Annotated in this window: 16 protein-coding genes; 10 read left to right on the top strand and 6 right to left on the bottom strand. The window is 67.6% G+C overall.

The features are described 5' to 3' along the window. Window positions 1–75: 75 nt before the first annotated feature. Window positions 76–1,632 carry a 2-polyprenylphenol 6-hydroxylase gene (gene ubiB / locus AC07NY_RS21535; RefSeq protein WP_494585511.1) on the top strand — a complete coding sequence of 519 codons (1,557 nt, stop codon included), beginning with the start codon at window positions 76–78 and terminating at the stop codon, window positions 1,630–1,632. Window positions 1,633–1,810: 178 nt separating this feature from the next. Here ubiB and AC07NY_RS21530 read toward each other — a convergent pair whose 3' ends face one another. Continuing rightward, on the bottom strand, window positions 1,811–3,265 hold the full coding sequence (locus tag AC07NY_RS21530; protein WP_494585510.1) for an AMP nucleosidase: 1,455 nt from the start codon (window positions 3,263–3,265) through the stop codon (window positions 1,811–1,813). Window positions 3,266–3,421: 156 nt separating this feature from the next. On the opposite strand from AC07NY_RS21530, the gene AC07NY_RS21525 reads away from it, so the two are divergent. Genes AC07NY_RS21525 through AC07NY_RS21510 form a run of 4 tightly spaced genes read left to right on the top strand, consistent with a single transcriptional unit; the run spans window position 3,422 to window position 5,355 of the window. Further along, window positions 3,422–3,769 (top strand): ArsR/SmtB family transcription factor, encoded by a 348-nt coding sequence (locus AC07NY_RS21525; RefSeq protein ID WP_492286908.1) that lies wholly within the window; start codon window positions 3,422–3,424, stop codon window positions 3,767–3,769. A 40-nt stretch (window positions 3,770–3,809) separates the two neighbouring features. Further along, entirely contained in the window at window positions 3,810–4,355 is a 546-nt protein-coding gene (locus AC07NY_RS21520) for an SRPBCC family protein (RefSeq protein ID WP_494585509.1), read from the top strand. Between the two features lie 50 nt (window positions 4,356–4,405). Further along, complete coding sequence (locus AC07NY_RS21515; RefSeq protein WP_494585508.1) at window positions 4,406–4,888, top strand: DUF1579 domain-containing protein; 483 nt, start codon at window positions 4,406–4,408, stop codon at window positions 4,886–4,888. A 32-nt stretch (window positions 4,889–4,920) separates the two neighbouring features. Next, on the top strand, window positions 4,921–5,355 hold the full coding sequence (locus AC07NY_RS21510) for a VOC family protein (protein WP_494585507.1): 435 nt from the start codon (window positions 4,921–4,923) through the stop codon (window positions 5,353–5,355). Between the two features lie 122 nt (window positions 5,356–5,477). Here AC07NY_RS21510 and AC07NY_RS21505 read toward each other — a convergent pair whose 3' ends face one another. The 5 genes from AC07NY_RS21505 to AC07NY_RS21485 form a co-directional block, all read right to left on the bottom strand. Next, entirely contained in the window at window positions 5,478–6,233 is a 756-nt protein-coding gene (locus AC07NY_RS21505; RefSeq protein ID WP_494585506.1) for an SDR family NAD(P)-dependent oxidoreductase, read from the bottom strand. Further along, the gene (locus tag AC07NY_RS21500; protein WP_494585505.1) at window positions 6,206–7,246 is read right to left on the bottom strand and encodes a ketopantoate reductase family protein; all 1,041 of its coding nucleotides are present in this window, start codon (window positions 7,244–7,246) and stop codon (window positions 6,206–6,208) included. Before AC07NY_RS21500 ends, AC07NY_RS21505 begins: the two co-directional genes overlap by 28 nt. Before the next feature lie 159 nt (window positions 7,247–7,405). Next, on the bottom strand, window positions 7,406–8,353 hold the full coding sequence (locus AC07NY_RS21495) for an isoaspartyl peptidase/L-asparaginase family protein (RefSeq protein WP_494585504.1): 948 nt from the start codon (window positions 8,351–8,353) through the stop codon (window positions 7,406–7,408). Between the two features lie 78 nt (window positions 8,354–8,431). Beyond that, window positions 8,432–10,024 carry an ABC transporter substrate-binding protein gene (locus AC07NY_RS21490; protein ID WP_494585502.1) on the bottom strand — a complete coding sequence of 531 codons (1,593 nt, stop codon included), beginning with the start codon at window positions 10,022–10,024 and terminating at the stop codon, window positions 8,432–8,434. 25 nt (window positions 10,025–10,049) lie between these two features. Then, a complete protein-coding gene (locus AC07NY_RS21485; RefSeq protein ID WP_494585501.1) occupies window positions 10,050–10,586 on the bottom strand; it encodes a MarR family winged helix-turn-helix transcriptional regulator in 537 nt (178 codons plus the stop codon). A gap of 168 nt (window positions 10,587–10,754) precedes the next feature. Between AC07NY_RS21485 and AC07NY_RS21480 the strand changes: the two genes are divergently transcribed. The 5 genes from AC07NY_RS21480 to AC07NY_RS21460 are packed head-to-tail and all read left to right on the top strand — an operon-like array spanning window position 10,755 to window position 15,954. Then, window positions 10,755–11,456, top strand: a complete 702-nt coding sequence (locus tag AC07NY_RS21480) for a creatininase family protein (protein ID WP_494585500.1) — start codon at window positions 10,755–10,757, stop codon at window positions 11,454–11,456. A gap of 22 nt (window positions 11,457–11,478) precedes the next feature. Then, on the top strand, window positions 11,479–12,453 hold the full coding sequence (locus tag AC07NY_RS21475) for an ABC transporter permease (protein WP_494585499.1): 975 nt from the start codon (window positions 11,479–11,481) through the stop codon (window positions 12,451–12,453). Next, window positions 12,450–13,328, top strand: a complete 879-nt coding sequence (locus tag AC07NY_RS21470) for an ABC transporter permease (RefSeq protein WP_494585498.1) — start codon at window positions 12,450–12,452, stop codon at window positions 13,326–13,328. The genes AC07NY_RS21475 and AC07NY_RS21470 overlap by 4 nt, the downstream gene beginning before the upstream one ends. Beyond that, complete coding sequence (locus AC07NY_RS21465; protein ID WP_494585497.1) at window positions 13,325–15,037, top strand: dipeptide ABC transporter ATP-binding protein; 1,713 nt, start codon at window positions 13,325–13,327, stop codon at window positions 15,035–15,037. Before AC07NY_RS21470 ends, AC07NY_RS21465 begins: the two co-directional genes overlap by 4 nt. 11 nt (window positions 15,038–15,048) lie before the next feature. After that, window positions 15,049–15,954 (top strand): polysaccharide deacetylase family protein, encoded by a 906-nt coding sequence (locus AC07NY_RS21460; RefSeq protein ID WP_494585496.1) that lies wholly within the window; start codon window positions 15,049–15,051, stop codon window positions 15,952–15,954. Window positions 15,955–17,103: the final 1,149 nt, after the last annotated feature.

Raw genomic sequence — 17,103 nt, 5'->3', positions numbered from 1 at the left:
CCGGGCATCTCGTGCCGGAAAAGGCTCCCTTCCTGAGATGCTCGGGTCAAGCCCGAGCATGACGGCTGGACCCGCATGATCTCCTCCTTCTTCCACATGCTGCGCGGCGCGCGCGTCGGCTTCGTGCTGGCGCGCGAGGGAGCGCTGGCGCTGGTCGACCCCTCCGTGCTGCCGCCGCTGGCGCGCGGGCTGATCCGCGTCGGCCGCCTGATCGAGCGCCGCGGCGCGGGCTCCTCCGCGACGCGGCTCGCGGCGGCGCTGACCCGGCTCGGCCCCTCCTACGTCAAGTTCGGCCAGTTCCTCGCGACGCGGCCCGATGTCGTCGGCATGAAGATTGCGCAGGATCTCTCCGCCTTGCAGGACCGGATGCCGGCCTTCCCGATGGCCGAGGCTCGCTCCATCGTCGAGGCCGCCCATGGCGTGAAGCTGGAGACGCTGTTCCCGGAATTCAGCGAACCGGTTGCCGCGGCCTCGATCGCCCAGGTCCATCGCGCCCGGCTGAAGGATGGCCGCGAGGTCGCGGTGAAGATCCTGCGCCCCGGCATTCGCGACCGCTTCAACCGCGATCTCGCCGCGATGCGTTTCGGCGCCGAGACGGCCGAGGCGCGCTCCGCCGAGGCGCGGCGCCTGCGCTTCACCGGCGTGGTCGAGACCCTTGCCCGCTCGGTCGCGATGGAGATGGACCTGCGGCTGGAGGCGGCCGCCCTCTCCGAATTCGCGGAGAATACCAAGGGCGACGCCGATTTCCGCGTGCCGGAACCGGATTGGCAGCTCACCGCCCGCGAGATGCTGGTCGATGAATGGATCGACGGTGTGCGTCTCTCGGACATCGAGGGCCTGCGCGCCGCCGGGCACGACTTGGCCGAGCTCGCCCGCAACATCATCCAGTCCTTCCTGAAGCATGCGATCCGCGACGGCTTCTTCCATGCCGACATGCATCCCGGAAATCTTTTCGTCGATGCCGAGGGCCGGCTCGTCGCGGTCGATGGCGGCATCATGGGCCGGCTTGGCCTGAAGGAACGGCGCTTCCTCGCCGAAATCCTGCTCGGCTTCATCACCCGCGATTACGCCCGTGTCGCGCAGGTGCATTTCGAGGCCGGCTATGTCCCGGCCCATCATGATGTCGCGGATTTCGCCCAGGCGATCCGGGCCGTCGGCGAGCCGATCCACGACAAGCGCGCCGACCAGATCTCGATGGCCAAGGTCCTGACCCTGCTCTTCGAGATCACCGGCATGTTCGACATGGCGACCCGGACCGAACTCGTCATGCTCCAGAAGACCATGGTGGTGGTCGAGGGCGTCGCCCGCTCGCTCGACCCGCATCTCGACATGTGGGGCACGGCCGATCCGGTGGTGCGGAGCTGGATCACCCATAATCTCGGTCCCGTAGGCCGCCTGGAGGAGGCGGGGCGCGGCGCCCGCTCCCTGCTCGGCTCGCTGGCCACATTGCCCGACACGGTCGTCCGCGCCGAGCGCGTGCTCGGCCAGCTCGAGGACGCCTCGCGCCACGGTTTCTCGCTGGACGAGCGCAGCGTCGAGGCGATCGGCCGGGCCGAAGCCCGGCGCAACCGCTGGGGCAATATCGCGCTCTGGGTGATCGCGGGATTGCTGGCTTACGGCGTTTTCGGCTGAGCGGCCGGGCCGAGCGCAACGCAATCCCCTCTCCCCTTGCGGGAGAGGGTTAGGGTGAGGGGTCTCGCGACGCTGGTCGTGGGCCGAACACCGACGTCCAAGACCTGCGCGACCCCTCATCCGCCTGCCGGCACCTTCTCCCGCAGGGGGAGAAGGGAGAGGCGGCTGCCGCCGCGCCTTACCGAAACGGCGGCTCGTCGAAGCTCCGGAGCTTGCGCGAGTGGATCGTCGCGCCGGCTTCCTTCAGCTTCTCCAGCGCGTCGAGCCCGATGCGCAGATGCTCTCCGACCGCGCGCTCGTAGAAGGCGTTCGCCGCGCCTGGCAGCTTGATCTCGCCATGGAGCGGCTTGTCTGAGACGCAGAGCAAGGTGCCGTAGGGCACCCTGAGCCGATACCCTTGAGCCGCGATCGTGCCGGATTCCATGTCGACCGCGATCGCGCGTGAGAGATTGATGCGCCGCCGCTCCTTGGTCCATTGCAATTCCCAGTTGCGGTCGTCCTGAGTCACGACCGTGCCGGTGCGCAGGCGCTGCTTCAATCGGTCGCCCTTCTCGCCGGTTATGTCGGCCGCCGCCTGCTGGAGCGCGACCTGCACCTCCGCCAGCGCCGGGATCGGGATATCCGGCGGCACGAGATCGTCGAGGATGCGGTCCTGCCGGAGATAGGCATGGGCCAGCACGTAGTCGCCGATGATCTGGGTCTGGCGCAGGCCGCCGCAATGGCCGACCATCAGCCAGCAATTCGGCCGGAGTACCGCGAGATGGTCGGTGATGTTCTTCGCGTTGGAGGGGCCGACGCCGATATTGACCAGCGTCACGCCCTCGCCGCCGGTCCGGATCAGGTGATAGGCCGGCATCTGGAAGCGGTGCCAGGGCGCCGACATCACCCGCTCGGCGGCCGAGACGTCGATGCCGTCCTTGTCGATACGGATGCCGCCCGGCGCGATCAGCGCCTCGGCGGTGCCGGCTTCGATCTCGGCAAGGCCGAGCCGGACGAACTGGTCGACATAGCGGTGATAGTTGGTTAGCAGCACCCAGGGCTGCACGGCCCGCCAGTCGGTGCCGGTGTAATGCACCAGCCGTCTTAGCGAATAGTCGACCCGCACCGCGTCGAACAGCGAGAGCGGACGCGGCTCGCCCTCGATCAATTCATAGGTGCCGTCGGCGATCTCGTCGCCGACCAGCGCGAGCAGCGGCGTCGGGAAATAGCGCGCCAGTTCCGCTGCGGTGATCTTGCCGCGGCCCAGTTCGTCGCCGCCTTCGAGCGCATAGGGGTAGGGGATTTCCTGCGTGCTGACGCCGGTCTCGATCGTCGCGCCATATTCGGCGACCAGTGGCTTGAGCTGGTCGAGCAGATAGGCGCGGAACTCGGCCGGCTGCGTCACCGTGGTCGAATAGATGCCGGGAACCGCGAATTTGGCGTAGCCCCGCCGCGTCGCTGCCGGCAGCTTCGACGGCTCGTAGGTCACGCGCAGCATCGGGTAGCGGTAACGCTCCCGGTCATCGGGCGTTGGGGCCTCGCCGGTATCGAAGAAGCGCTGCAGGTCGCTGCGCAAGGCCGAGCGCGCCTCGTCATAGAGCCGTTCGAGCCGGTCCACGGCGGCTTCCGGTGTCGCTGCGGTCTCGAAGCTCATGAACCCTCCTCGTTCTCTCTCCGGTTCTAGCCGCGTGTCCGCGCTCCTGACAACAACCGGCGGTGGCTCGCGCCAGCTTGCGGCCGAACCCGGTTGACAGGCAGGAGGAATGCGATTAGTGAACCGATTAGTTAATTAACTGATCGGTTTCATACGATGTCGACGGACCCGCTCAGCCTGACCTTCGCAGCCCTCGCCGACCCGACGCGCCGCGCCATCCTGGCCCGGCTGTCGCAAGGCGAGAGTTCGGTGAAGGAACTGGCCGAGCCCTTCGCGATGAGCCTGCCGGCGGTCTCCAAGCACCTGAAGGTGCTGGAGCGCGCCGGGCTGATCACGCGGGGGAAGGAAGCCCAGTGGCGACCTTGCCGGCTCGACCCCGGCCCGCTGCAGGACGTCTCGGAATGGCTGGAGCATTACAGCCGTTTCTGGGACCAAAGCCTGGGGCGGCTGGACGAGATGCTCCGCGAGATCAAGGCGAAACCGCCCGATAGCTCCGGCGTTTGACGCCAAAACCATTCCTTCCGCTCAATTTCAGGTGCTCGTCATGCTCAAGACCATTCTTCTCAGCCTGCTCGGTATCGTCGCGACCGGCATCGTCGTCGTGCTGATCCTCGCCGCCCGCAAGCCCGATACCTTCCAGGTCACGCGCTCCATCGCGATCAATGCCGCGCCGGATCGCATCTACCCCCTGATCGCCGATTTCCGGGCCTGGAACGCCTGGTCGCCCTGGGAGAAGAAGGATCCGGCGATGAAACGCACCTTCGGCGGACCCGAGACCGGTGTCGGCGCGACCTATGCCTGGGCCGGCGACAAGAATGTCGGCGAGGGCAGCATGCGCATCACCGAGGCGCAGGCGCCGGGCAAGCTCGGGCTCAAGCTCGATTTCCTCAAGCCCTTCGAGGCGCATAACGACGTCGTCTTCGCGCTGACGCCACAGAGCCAGGGTACGAACGTGACCTGGATCATGACCGGCCCGACGCCGTTCATCGGCAAGATCATCCATGTCTTCATGGACATGGACCGCATGGTCGGTGGCGATTTCGAGGCCGGACTCAAGGCCATGAAGGCCGCGGCCGAGCGCACCGCCTGAGGCGGCGCATAACCCGATCACCCAGAGAACGAAACCGGAGGAGAGAAACCATGATGGGCGAACCGCAGAAGGAGCATGAGTGGCTCCACCAGCTGATCGGTGACTGGACCGCCGAGATGAACTGCTCGATGGGGCCGGACCAGCCGAGCTCGACCTCGAAGGGCACGGAGAGCGTGCGCTCGCTCGGCGGGCTCTGGACCCTCGGCGAAGGGCAGGGCGATTCCCCCGAAGGCAAGCCGGTCACCAGCCTGATGACGCTCGGCTTCGATCCCGCCAAGGGCCGCTTCGTCGGCAGCTTCGTCGCCTCGATGATGACGATGATGTGGACCTATGACGGCGCTCTCTCGGCCGACGGCAAGTCGCTGGTCCTCGACACCGAGGGGCCGAGCATGACCGGCGACGGCTCGCTGACGAAGTATCAGGACATCATCACCTTCCTGTCGCCGGACCACCGCACCCTGACCTCTCGCGCCCTTGGCCCGGACGGCCAGTGGGCCGAGTTCATGGCGGCCCAGTACCACCGCAAGCGCTGAGCGCTTCCCGTCGCAACCGAGGAGAGAACGATATGAAACTGTCGACCTATCTGATTTTCGATGGCAGTTGCCGCGAGGCTTTCACCCATTACGAGAAGGTCCTGGGCGGCAAGATCCAGGCCATGATGGAGCACACGGGCACGCCGGCGGAGGAGCATGTCCCCGCGGAATGGCGCGACAAGATCCTGCATGCCTGCCTGGAGATCGAGGGCCAGCTGCTGATGGCCTCCGACGCCCCGCCCAACAACAGCGACGGCCCGATGCGCTCGGTCTCGGTCAGCGTTGGCGTGGCGACGCCGGAGGAGGCCGACCGCATCTTCGCCGGCCTGTCCGAGGGCGGCGCCAAGATCACCATGCCGATCGGCGAAACCTTCTGGTCGCCGCGCTTCGGCATGCTGATCGACCGCTTCGGCACGAACTGGATGGTCGGTGCCGAGATGCCGGCCGATCAGGCGAATTGCGGCTGAGATAAGGGTGGCGTCATTCTCGGGCTTGACCCGAGAATCTCATGCAGAACAAGGCGCTGGAGCCTCCTTCGGGACGAGATGCTCGGGTCAAGCCCGAGCATGACGGCGCGCTCCAGCCGCCCCTACGACCGCCCGCCATCCACCGAGAGCACCTGCCCGCTGATCCAGCCGGCCTGCTCGCTCAGGAAGAACAGCGTGGCGTTGGCGATGTCCTCGGGCGTGCCGAGCCGGCGGGTATGGATGCTCTCGACGAGGCGCTTCTGCCCCTCCGGCCCATAGCTCTGCCATTGCCGCTCGCTCGCGGGATTGGAGCGCACGAAGCCCGGCGCCACCGAATTCACCGTGATGCCGTGCGGTCCGAATTCCCAGGCGAGCTGCTTCGTCAATCCGACCAGCGCATGCTTGGCGCTGGCATAGGCCTGGATGCCGGTGAGGCTCGGCCTCAAACCTGCACCCGACGAGATCGTCACGATCCGCCCATAGCCGGCCTGTTTCATCGCGGGCGCCGCCGCCTGCGCCAAGAAAAAGGCGGCATCGACATTGGCGGCGAAGATCACCCGCCAATCCCCCTCGGAAATCGCCTCGATCGCCCGGCCGACCTGTCCGCGCACCCCGCCGGCCGCATGGATGAGAAGGTCGAGCCGGCCATCGGCCGCCACGATCTCGCGCACCAGCGCCTGTGCAGCCTCGGGCGAGCCGAGATCGACGGCATGGCCGGTCGCGCCGAGCTCCTGCGCCGTCGCGGCAACACCGCCCTCATCGATATCGGCGAGATGGACGCGCGCGCCGGCCTCGGCCAGGGCGGCGGCGATCGCGCGCCCGATGCCCTGGGCTGCGCCGGTGACGAGGGCTACGCGGCCGTCGAAGCGGATCTGCATTGGTCGATCAACACCTTGAGCGTCTCGAAGGCCATCGGGCGGCGGCCGTCCTCGATATCGTGGATCAGCGAGACTAAGGTCTCGATCGCGGGCGTCGCGATGCCGACCTCGCGGCCGAGCGTGGCGATGACGCCGATCTGCGGGGTGACCTCGGTCTTGCGCTTGCGTACGGCGAGATCGCGCCAGATGCCGGAATGGGTCTTGGCCGTCTGCGCGGTGTAATGGGCGAGCCAGTTGATCGTCTCGATCTGCGGGCTTTCCGGCCGGCCGGGCGCGAACACCATCGGGTCGAAATCGCCGAAGCCGAGCGAGATGACGCCGCGCTTGGCCGCGACCGCGCCGACCTCGCGCCCGAGCGCGAGCCAGACCGGCAGCCGGTCCGGGTCCGAAAAATTCGCCGACATCGAATCGTCGGTCAGCGCCGTCCCGAACAGCATCGCGCCATAGGCGAGCTTGCCCCAGAGATAGCCGAAGATGTTGTCGGTCAGGATCGCGTCCGGCTCGAACAACTGCATCAGGCGATGCATCTCGACGACGCGTTCGCTCATCGCTCCGTCGAGCTCGCCGACGACGGTCGCGCCGCGATTGCCGTAGAGAATCTCGCCGGGCCCGAGCCAGTCGGCACCGAAATTGACGAAGCAGCCCATGGTCCGCCGCTCGCCGACAGCCCTGGCGAGGGCGATTTCGTTCAGGCCGTTTTGGGCGGAGAGCACGAAGCCATTCGCGGCCAGATGCGGTTGAAGCGCCGCGAGCGCGGCCTCCGTCGCGCCGGCCTTCACGGCGAGCACGATGCGGCTGTAGCGCCCGGTCAGTTCGGCCGGCGTCACGGCCTGGACGATCTGCGTGAATTCCTCGACCGGACCGGAAATGGCGAGCCCCTTGGTCCGGCACGCTTCGACATGTTCCGGAACGATATCGACGAGCAGCACCGGCACGCCGGCTCGTGCCCAATAGGCCCCGAGCGTGCCGCCGATCGCGCCGGCGCCCCAGATCAGGATGGGTTCAGCGGTCACAACAGAAGCCTTTCCACCACCAAGCCCTCATCCTGAGGAGCAAGCCAGAGGCTTGCGTCTCGAAGGATGCTCCAGATATCTCCCGCACCTCCGCGAACATCCTTCGAGACGCCGCTGCGCGGCTCCTCAGGATGAGAGCTGCGGGAGACGAAGCGCGCATTACGCCTGCCCCGCCAGTTCGACATGGTCATGGGTCGCGACATGGATCAGGCTGTCAGCCGTCACCCAGCCGCGGTACATGCCTTCGGTGTTGTAGGGGGCGACGATCCCGCCATCGGCATCGACGGCGACGAGCCCGGCGCCGATCTTGTGCTCGGAAAGCTCCGCCAGGACCGCGTCCGTCGCCGCCTCCAGCGAGAGGCCCTTATAGGCGATCAGCGACGCGATCTCGTGGCCGACACAGTAGCGGATGAAATACTCGCCCTTGCCGGTGCCGGAGACGGCGCAGCGCCCGTCGCGGGCATAGGTGCCGGCGCCGATGATCGGGGAATCGCCGACGCGGCCGACCGGCTTGTTGGTATAGCCGCCGGTCGAGGTCGCCGCCGCGAGATGGCCCTGTGCATCGCAGGCGACGGCGCCGACCGTGCCATGCTTCTCGGCCTCGCTCGCCTCGGCGGCGGTGCCGACGATCTCGCGCAGCTTCATCGAGGCGAGGTTCTTGCGGCGCCGCTCGGTCGAGAAATGCTCGTTCTCGACGGTATCGACGCCCTCATGCTCGGCGAAATCATCGGCAGCGGGGCCGGCCAGCAGTAGGGGATCGCCGCGCAGCATCAGGGCCTTGGCGGCGACGATCGGGTTGCGGATGCGCTTGGCGCCGCAGATCGCCCCGGCGGCCAGCGTCGCCCCGTCCATGATCGAGGCATCGAGTTCATGCTCGCCCTCGGTGTTGAAGGCGGAGCCGTGGCCGGCGTTGAAATGCGGGGAATCCTCCATCACCCGCACCGCAGCCTCGACGGCGTCGACGGCCGCGCCGCCCTTGCTCAGGATCGCCCAGCCGGCCCGCAATGCGCTGGCGAGGTCGGAGCGGGCCTGGGCCCATTCGGCCTCCGTCATTTCGGCTTTCGGCAACGTGCCGCAGCCGCCATGGATGGCAAGCGCGAGGGTCATGTCGGTATCCTGTCGGGTCTTTGAAGCGTACTGCGCCATGGCCGGCAGGTGCCGGCCATGGCGTCGAAGGCGGCCCCGTTACTTCTTGGCGGGCTTGATGTCCATCGCCAGCGTGTCCTCGTCGACGCGCGGGGAGATCGTCACCTTGTCCTTCTGCATCGCCCAGGCCGAGCCCACGGCGGCGATCGGCAGGCGCGGCCGGTCCTTGGCGACGATCGCGGCCGCGTCCGAGAGCATCTGGTTGCGCTTGGCCTCGTCCATCTCGACCGCCGCGTCCTCGATCAGCTTGTCGACCTCGGCATTCTTGTAGCCGAGCACGTTGAACGCCCCGAGCTTCTTGGCCGGGTCATTGGAATGGACGACGGAGGACAGCGTGTAATTCGCTTCGCCCGTCAGCGTGCCCCAGCCGGACATCGACAGCGAGAAATCACCGCGCAGGCGCGCCGGGAAGAACACGGCGCCAGGCTGGGCATTGGCATTCACATCGATCCCGATGCGTGCCAGCATCTGCGCGATCGAGGTGCCGACCTGCCGGTCGCCGGGCAGGCGATCATTGGTGAAGGAGAAGCCGACCTTGAAGCCGTTGGGGTAGCCGGCCTCCTCCATCAGCTTCTTCGCCTTGGCGAGGTCCGGCTTGAGCGCCGGCAGGCTCTTGTTGAAGCCGGCGATGGTCGGCGTCACCAGCTGGTTTGCGGGCGTGCCGAGCCCTTCCATCGCGATCTCCGCCAGCGCCGGGCGGTCGATGGCGAGGTCGATCGCCTCGCGCACCTTCGCGTCCTGCAGCGGGTTCTTCGGCAGGGCCGAGCCGTCCTTGGCGCTGACCTGCGGAGACTTGTCCCGCATGTCGAGTTCCATGTTGAAGAGATAGACGCTCTCGATCGTCGCGACAGTGAGCTTGGGATCGCGCTTCAGCGTCGGCACGTCGGAAGCCGGCGCGCGCACGATGATGTCGACCTGGCCCGCCTTGAGCTGGGCTACGCGCGCGGCGTCGTTCGGCAGCTCCTTGCGCACGACCTTGGCCCAATGCTCCTTGGCGCCCCAGTAGCCGTCGAACCGGTCGAGAACCATCTGGTCCTTCGGCGTCCAGGAGACGAATTTGTAGGGGCCGGTGCCGACCGCAGCCTTGCCGGAATTGAAGGCCTCGTTGGCGCTGTCCTTGGTCAGGCCAGCGGCGGCCTTGTGCGAGACGATGAACAAGCGGATGAAATCGTTCGGCAGGTTCGGCGCCGGCCCGTCGGTGACGATATTCACTGTCAGCGGATCGACGATCTTCACCTCCTTGACGCGCCGGACATAGATCGTGGTCGGGTTCGGCCCGGCGACGACCGGGATACGCTCGATCGAGAACTTCACGTCCTCGGCGGTGAAGTCCGAACCGTCATGGAACTTGACGCCGGGGCGCAGCTTGAACTCCCAGACCGTCGGCTCCAGCGTCTTCCAGCTCAGCGCCAGCCGCGGCTCGATCTGCAATTTGTCGCCGGACCAGGTCAGCGTGTCGAAGACATGCTTCAGCGCCTCGGCATGAGTGCCGGTTGCGGTGAAATGGGGGTCGATCGATTCCGGCCCGGCGCGGACGCCGATCGTCAGAGTCTGCGCCAGCGCGCCGGTCGAGACGGTGGCGCCGAGCAGGGCGGCGAAGGCGGCTAGGCGGAAGCTGTTCACGCGAGTCATGACGGTATCCCCTGTTTTTCTATGGTTATGTCTGGAGTTCCTGAGGCCAGGCCGGCGAGGCGAAGACGAGCTTGTCCATCAGGGCGCAGAGCTGCTGCTGCTCGTCCTCGCTGAGGCCGGCGAGCATCGTCGTCTGGTGCTCGACCATCGGCACCATGGTCTCGTCGAAAATCTTGCGCCCGGCCGGCGTGAGGTGGAGCACATAGCTGCGCAGATCCGCCGGATCGGTCTCGCGCTTGAGCAGGCGCCGCTGCAGCAGCTTCTGCACGGCGCGCGAGAGCGTGTTCTTCGGCAGGCCGGAGGAGGCGACGATGTTCTTGGCCGCGACGCCTTCCTTCAAGCCCACCGCATAGAGCGCGACGAATTCCGGGCGCACGAGCCCGTAGCGCGTCTCGATCCAGCGATAGACCGGGTCGTTGAAGCGGAAAGCGACGAAGTTCAGACGGAAGGACAGCCAGCAGGGATTGTCCCAGAGCTTGGTCACGGTCAGCGGATCGAGCTCGGCCAACGCGGCTTCGCGCTCCGGATCGACGCGGGAAGGAGAGGTCGGCGCGCGTCGCATCAGGAATATCTCTCGGCCGATTTAGTTCCAAATGGAACTTGACGCTCCCGAAGCCCAGAGTCAAGGTTGGCTTCGGCAGGCGCTCCGCAGGATTGGGAAGCTCCGGCCGACCGGCCGGTTCCCGCCGGGATTGTCTACTGCTTGCAGAAGCTAAGCAAGGATCGCGCCGTGCGTGTCGCCGACTTGAACTGGATGCAGATCGAGGCCCAGGCGAAGCGGGACGATCGCTGCGTCCTGCCGCTCGGCAGCGTCGAGCAGCACGCCTACTTAAGCCTTGCGACCGACGTGATCCTGTCCGAGCGTGTGGCGCAGGAGGCGGCCGAGCCGCTCGGCATTCCCGTCTTCCCGGTCCTGGCCTATGGGTTGACGCCGGGCTTCCTGAATTTCCCCGGCAGCATCTCGCTGCGCTTGAGCACCTATGCCGCCCTGCTCGGCGACATCTTCGACGGCCTTTATCGCTCGGGCTTCCGTCGCATCGTCCTCGTCAATGGTCATGGCGGCAATTCACCGGCGCTGAACTTCGCCACCGAATGGCTGGATGCCCATCCCGATGCCAGCATCCGCCTGCATAACTGGTGGGCGGCGCCGCAATTCCAGGCGGCGGTCCAGGCGGTCGATCCGGCGGCTTCGCACGCCTCCTGGATGGAGAACTTCCCCTGGACCAGGCTCGCCGGCGTCGCCATGCCGGACACGCTGAAGCCGCCCTTCAATGCGGCCGAATATCACGCCGCGAGCCCGGCGAAGCGCCGCGAAATCCTCGGCGACGGCAATTTCCACGGCCTCTACCAGCGGCCGGACGAGGAGATGCTCAGGCTCTGGCAGGTCGGCGTCGAGGAGACGCGGGCCGTGATGGTGGAGAACTGGCCGTGAGGCCGCGCCGGAAACTCCACCGATGCTAGGCCATGTCGCCGTCCGGCTGGCGCAGGCACTCGTCGTCATGCTCGTCATGTCGGTGCTGGTCTTCGTCGGCGTCTATGCGATCGGCAACCCGATCGACGTGCTGATCGGCCCCGATGTCAGCCAGGAATTGCGGCTTCAGACCATCGCCCAATACGGGCTCGACCGGCCGCTCTGGGAGCAGTACCTGACCTTCCTCGGCCGGGTGCTCCATGGCGATTTCGGCCGCTCCTTCGTCTTCGGCATGCCGGTGATGGACCTGATCCTGTCGCGGCTGCCGGCGACGCTGGAACTGACGTTGTTGGCTGTCTGTGGCGCGGCGCTGATCGGCATTCCCGCCGGAATCTATGCCGGCTACCGGCCGGACAGCGTCGCCTCGAAATTGATCATGACGGTCTCGATCCTCGGTTTCTCCGTGCCGACCTTCTGGATTGGCCTTGTGCTGATCATGGCCTTCGCCGTCGAACTCCAATGGCTCCCGGCCGGCGGGCGCGGCGAGACCGTCGCGATCTTCGGCGTCGAATGGAGCTTCCTCACGCTGAACGGCCTGAGCCATTTGCTGCTGCCGGCGTTGAACCTCGCCTTCTTCAAGCTCGCTTTGATGACGCGCCTTGCCCGCGCTGGCACACGCGAAACCATGTTGTCGGACACTGTGAAATTCGCTCGCGCTGCCGGGCTCTCGGAATGGACCGTGCTGCGCCGCCATGTGCTGCGATTGATCGCGATCCCGCTCGTCACCGTGTTCGGGCTTGAATTTGCCTCGACGCTTGCCTTCGCGGTGGTCACCGAGACGATCTTCTCCTGGCCCGGCATCGGCAAATTGATCATCGATTCGATCCAGTCGCTCGACCGGCCAGTGATGGTCGCCTACCTGATGCTCGTCGCCCTCGTCTTCATTACCATCAATTTCCTCGTCGACCTCGCCTATGTCGGGCTTGATCCACGCCTGAGAAAGGGAGGCGCGCGATGAAGGACGCCTCTCCCGTAGCCCGCTTCTGGGCCGAATTCCGCGAGAGCAAGACGGCGGTCGTCGCGCTCGCCGTCGTCGTCCTGACGATCGGTATCGCCTTGCTGGCGCCGTTCGTCGCGCCGCAGGACCCTTACGACCTCGCCAAGCTCTCGCTCTCCGATGCGCGCCGCCCGCCCGGCTTCGTCGGCGAGGGCGGCTATACCCATTGGCTCGGCACCGACGCGCAGGGCCGCGACCTGCTCTCGGCAATCCTCTACGGCCTGCGCATCTCCCTGCAGATGGGGCTGGTGGCGGGTGCCATCGCCTTCACGCTCGGCGTCTCGCTCGGCATCGGCGCGGCCTATGCCGGCGGCCGCCGCGAGGCCTTCATCATGCGCGTCATCGACTTGCAGCTCGCCTTCCCGGCGATCCTGCTCGCGCTCGTGCTCTCGGCTTTGCTCGGCCAGGGCAAGATGCAGCTCATCGCCGCGCTCGCCGCCGCGCAATACGCCTATTTCGCCCGCACGGCGCATGGCGCGGCCTCGGCCGAGCGCGGCAAGGACTATGTCGAGGCCGTGCTCTCGACGCCATTGCCGGGCTGGCGCGTGGTGTTGCGCCATATCTTCCCGAATTGCCTGCCGCCATTGATCGTGGTCGCGACCGTGCAGGTGGCCAATGCCATCGCACTGGAGGCGACGCTCTCCTTCCTCGGCGTCGGCCTGCCGGTGACGGAGCCGTCGCTCGGCATGCTGATCGCCAACGGCTTCCAGTACATGCTCTCGGGCCGCTACTGGATCTCGATCTATCCCGGCCTCGCGCTGATCGTGCTGATCGTCGCGATCAACCTCGTCGGCGACCGCATCCGCGATCAGGTCAATCCGAGGCTGAAGCGATGAGCGACGCGCCTCTCCTCGAAGTCACCGACCTTGCGACCTATTTCCACGCCCGCGCCGGCATGGTGAAGGCGGTCGACGGCGTCTCCTTCGCGCTGAAGCGCGGCGAGGTGATGGGCCTCGTCGGCGAATCCGGCTCGGGCAAGAGCATCACCGGCTTCTCGATCATCGGCCTGATCGATCCGCCCGGCCGTGTCGAGCCCGGCTCCTCGGTGAAGCTGGAGGGGCGCGAGCTCACCGGCCTGCCTTCGGCCGAACTGCGCAAGGTGCGCGGCAAGCAGATCTCGATGGTCTTCCAGGACCCGATGATGACGCTGAACCCGATGCTGACCATCGGCACGCAGATCAGGCTCGCCCTGGAAGCCCATGAGGCGGTCTCGGGCGCCGAGGCGCGCCGCCGCGCCGTCGCCGCCTTGGCGCAGGTCCGCATCCCCGATGCCGAAGCCAAGGTCGATTTCTATCCGCACCAGTTCTCCGGCGGCATGCGCCAGCGCGTCGCCATCGCGATCGCCCTGCTGCACCGGCCGAAGCTGATCATCTGCGACGAGCCGACCACCGCGCTCGACGTCTCCGTGCAGGCCGAGATCCTCGCCGAGATGAAGGAGCTGGTCGCCGAGCTCGGCACGGCGCTGATCTGGATCAGCCACGATCTCGCCGTCGTCGCCTCGCTCGCCGACCATGTCTGCGTCATGCGCCACGGCAGGATCGTCGAGGCCGGGGAGACGCTTTCGGTGCTGACCCATCCGCAGCACCCCTATACGCAGGCTCTGCTCGATGCGCTGCCTTCGCGCTCCGAGCCGGGCAAGCTACTCGCCGGCGGCGTCGGTTCCGATGTCGCGCCGCCGCCGCGCGCCGCGAAACAGGCGCCACCTGCTGTCGCGGATGCCGCGCACTATGTCCGCATCGAGCATGTCGCCAAGCGTTTCGCCGGGACGCCAGGCCTGTTCCGCAAGCTTGCCCAGAAGGCCGGTTTGTCGAAGGCGCCGGCAGCGGTTCAGGCGGTCGACGATGTCACGCTGGTGCTGAAGCGCGGCGAGGCGCTCGGCCTCGTCGGCGAATCCGGCTCTGGCAAGTCGACGCTCGGCCGTGTCGCGGCCGGCATCTATGCGCCCGATAGCGGCTCGGTCCGCATCGACGGCGCACCTGTGATGAGCGCGGGCGAACAGCCGCACAAGGTCACGACGCGCGTCCAGACCATCTTCCAGGACCCGTTCGCCTCGCTCAACCCGCGCATGACGGTCGGCGACAGCATCGCCGAGGGGCCGCTAGCTCACGGTCTCGTCGAACGTGCGCAGGCCAAGGATTACGTCCGGCAATGGCTGGCGGCGGTCGGGCTCAATCCCGATTTCGCCGATCGCTATCCGCACCAGTTCTCGGGCGGCCAGCGCCAGCGCGTCGCCATCGCCCGTGCGCTCGCGATGCAGCCCGATGTCGTCGTCTGCGACGAGCCGGTCGCCTCGCTCGACGTTTCGATCCAGGCGCAGATCATCAACCTGCTGATCCGCCTGCGGCAGGAACTCGACCTGACGCTGATCTTCATCTCGCACGACCTCTCGGTCGTCCGTCATCTCTGCGACCGCGTCGCCATCATGTATCGCGGCCGGATCGTGGAGAGCGGCCCGGCCGGCGCGGTCTACGACCATCCGCAGCACGACTACACCAAGCGCCTGCTCGCCGCCGTGCCGGTGCTGCCGGTCGCTACGACGACCTGAGGAGAGCCGCCATGACGAGCCAGCCCGATGAACTCCTGCCCTGGCAATGGCCGGAAGAGGTCTGGCGCGGCAAGGTCGAGCAGGTCCGCGCCGGCCGTAACCTCAAGCCCGCCAGATGGAAGAACGGCGCGCGCTGCGCGGTGGCGCTTTCCTTCGATGTCGATCACGAGACCAACGAGTTGCGTGACGGCGGCAAGTCGGTCGGGCGCCTGTCCTGGGGCCAGTACGGCAACCGCGTCGGTGTGCCCAAGATCCTCGACCTGCTGAAGCGGCAGGACATTCCGGCGAGCTTCTTCGTGCCCGCCGTCACCGCCCTGCTCTATCCGGACGAGCAGCGCCGCATCATCGGCGCCGGCCACGAGATCGGTCTCCATGGCTGGATCCACGAGGTCAACACGGCGGTGCCACCCGAAAACGAGCGTGAACTGCACCTGCGCTCGGCCGATACGCTGGAGAAGGTCACCGGCATCCGACCCGTCGGCATGCGCACCCCGTCCTGGGATTTCTCCGATGTGACGCTCTCGATCGAGCGCGAGCTCGGTCTGCTCTACGATTCCTCGCTCTTCGCCGATGACGACCCCTACGAGATCGTCGAGAAGGGTGAGCCGACCGGCATCGTCGAACTGCCGGTCGAGTGGATCCGCGACGACGCGCCCTATCTCAGCATGAACCGCTTCCAGGGACTCAGGCCGTATACCTCGCCGGAAGCGGTCTTCGACATTTTCCGCCGCGAATTCGAGGGCGCCTATGCCGAGGGCGGGCTCTTCCTGCTGACCATGCACCCGCATGTCATCACCTATCGCTCGCGCTTCTGGATCCTCGAGGAGCTGGTCAGGTTGGCCAAGGCCAAGGGCGATTGCTGGTTCGCGACCCATGCCGAGATCGCGGCCTATGTGAAGGCCGAGGCCGGCCTCTAAAACGCCGCAGCACGGGAACCCTTGCCCGATTCCCGCCGTTTTCGCTTCATCGGGGGTTCAGGCCGGAAGCGGCCTGATACCCGCACGTTGAAACAGAACGACGGGAATAAAGATGCGCACGAAACGCTGGTTGCTGGTCGGGACTGTCCTGCCGGCCCTCGTCCTTTCGCAAGCCGGGCAGGCCTTCGCTGAGGCCGGATACCGGGTCGCACAGGCCCCCGCCGCCGGAGATGACGATCCACGCGGGCCACGGCGCCCGCAGCCGCCAGGAGGAGCACAGCCCGGCCAGCAGCGTGGGCCGGAACGGCCTGCCGCGCCCGCTGCACCCGCCCAGCCGCAGGCCCCGCGCCCGCCACAGATGCAGCCCGCGCCGTCCGTGCCCCGGGCGCAACCGCCCGCCATGCCTGCACCGCAGCCGCGTGCCGAGCCGCCCGCGATGCGCCAGCAGCCCGAGCGCCCGGCCATGCCGCGTGAGGCGCCTGCCGTGCCGCGCGCTGCGCCGACCCCCAGTGAAGCCCCGGCAGCCCGCCCGACACCGCCGCGTCCGCCGGCGGAGCCGACCGTTCCGCGTGCGGCGCCTCAGCCGGTAGCGCCGCCGGCCGCAGCTCCCCAACCGGGTGCGGGCGCGCCGCCCTCGGCGGTTCCGCGCGGTGGTCCGGCCGTTCCGCCCTCGGCTGCACCGACCCAGCCTCGCCCGCCGGCCGCGCCGCCCGCCGCGGCTCCGAGTGCGCCCGCCCAACCGGGCGCTGGTGCCCTGCCATCAGCCGTTCCGCGTGGCGGCCCGGCCGTTCCGCCCTCGGCGGCACCGGGACAGCCTCGTCCGCCGGGAACGCCTCCTGCGACGGCGCCGACCGCTCCGCCCCAGCCAGGAGCTCCCGCTCAGCCTGGCGCTGGCGCTCCGCCCTCCGCCGTTCCGCGCGGCGGTCCTGCTGTTCCGCCTTCGGCGCAGCCGTCCCAGCCGCGCCCGCCGGCTGCGACCCCGCAGCCCGGCGCTCCCGCAGCTCCCTCACAGCCCGGAACGGCCGCTCCGACACCGCCTCCGCCCGCGGGCACTGCCCCGGCCCAGCCTGCGCAGCCCGCTCCCGGAACGCCTCCGGCCGGCGCTCCCGGCGCTCCCGCTCCGGCTCAGCCCGGCGCCACGGCTCCGAC

It is taken from the genome of Allobosea sp. GW821-FHT09G06, from assembly GCF_059416005.1.
This window is presented reverse-complemented; position numbering and strand designations above follow the sequence as displayed.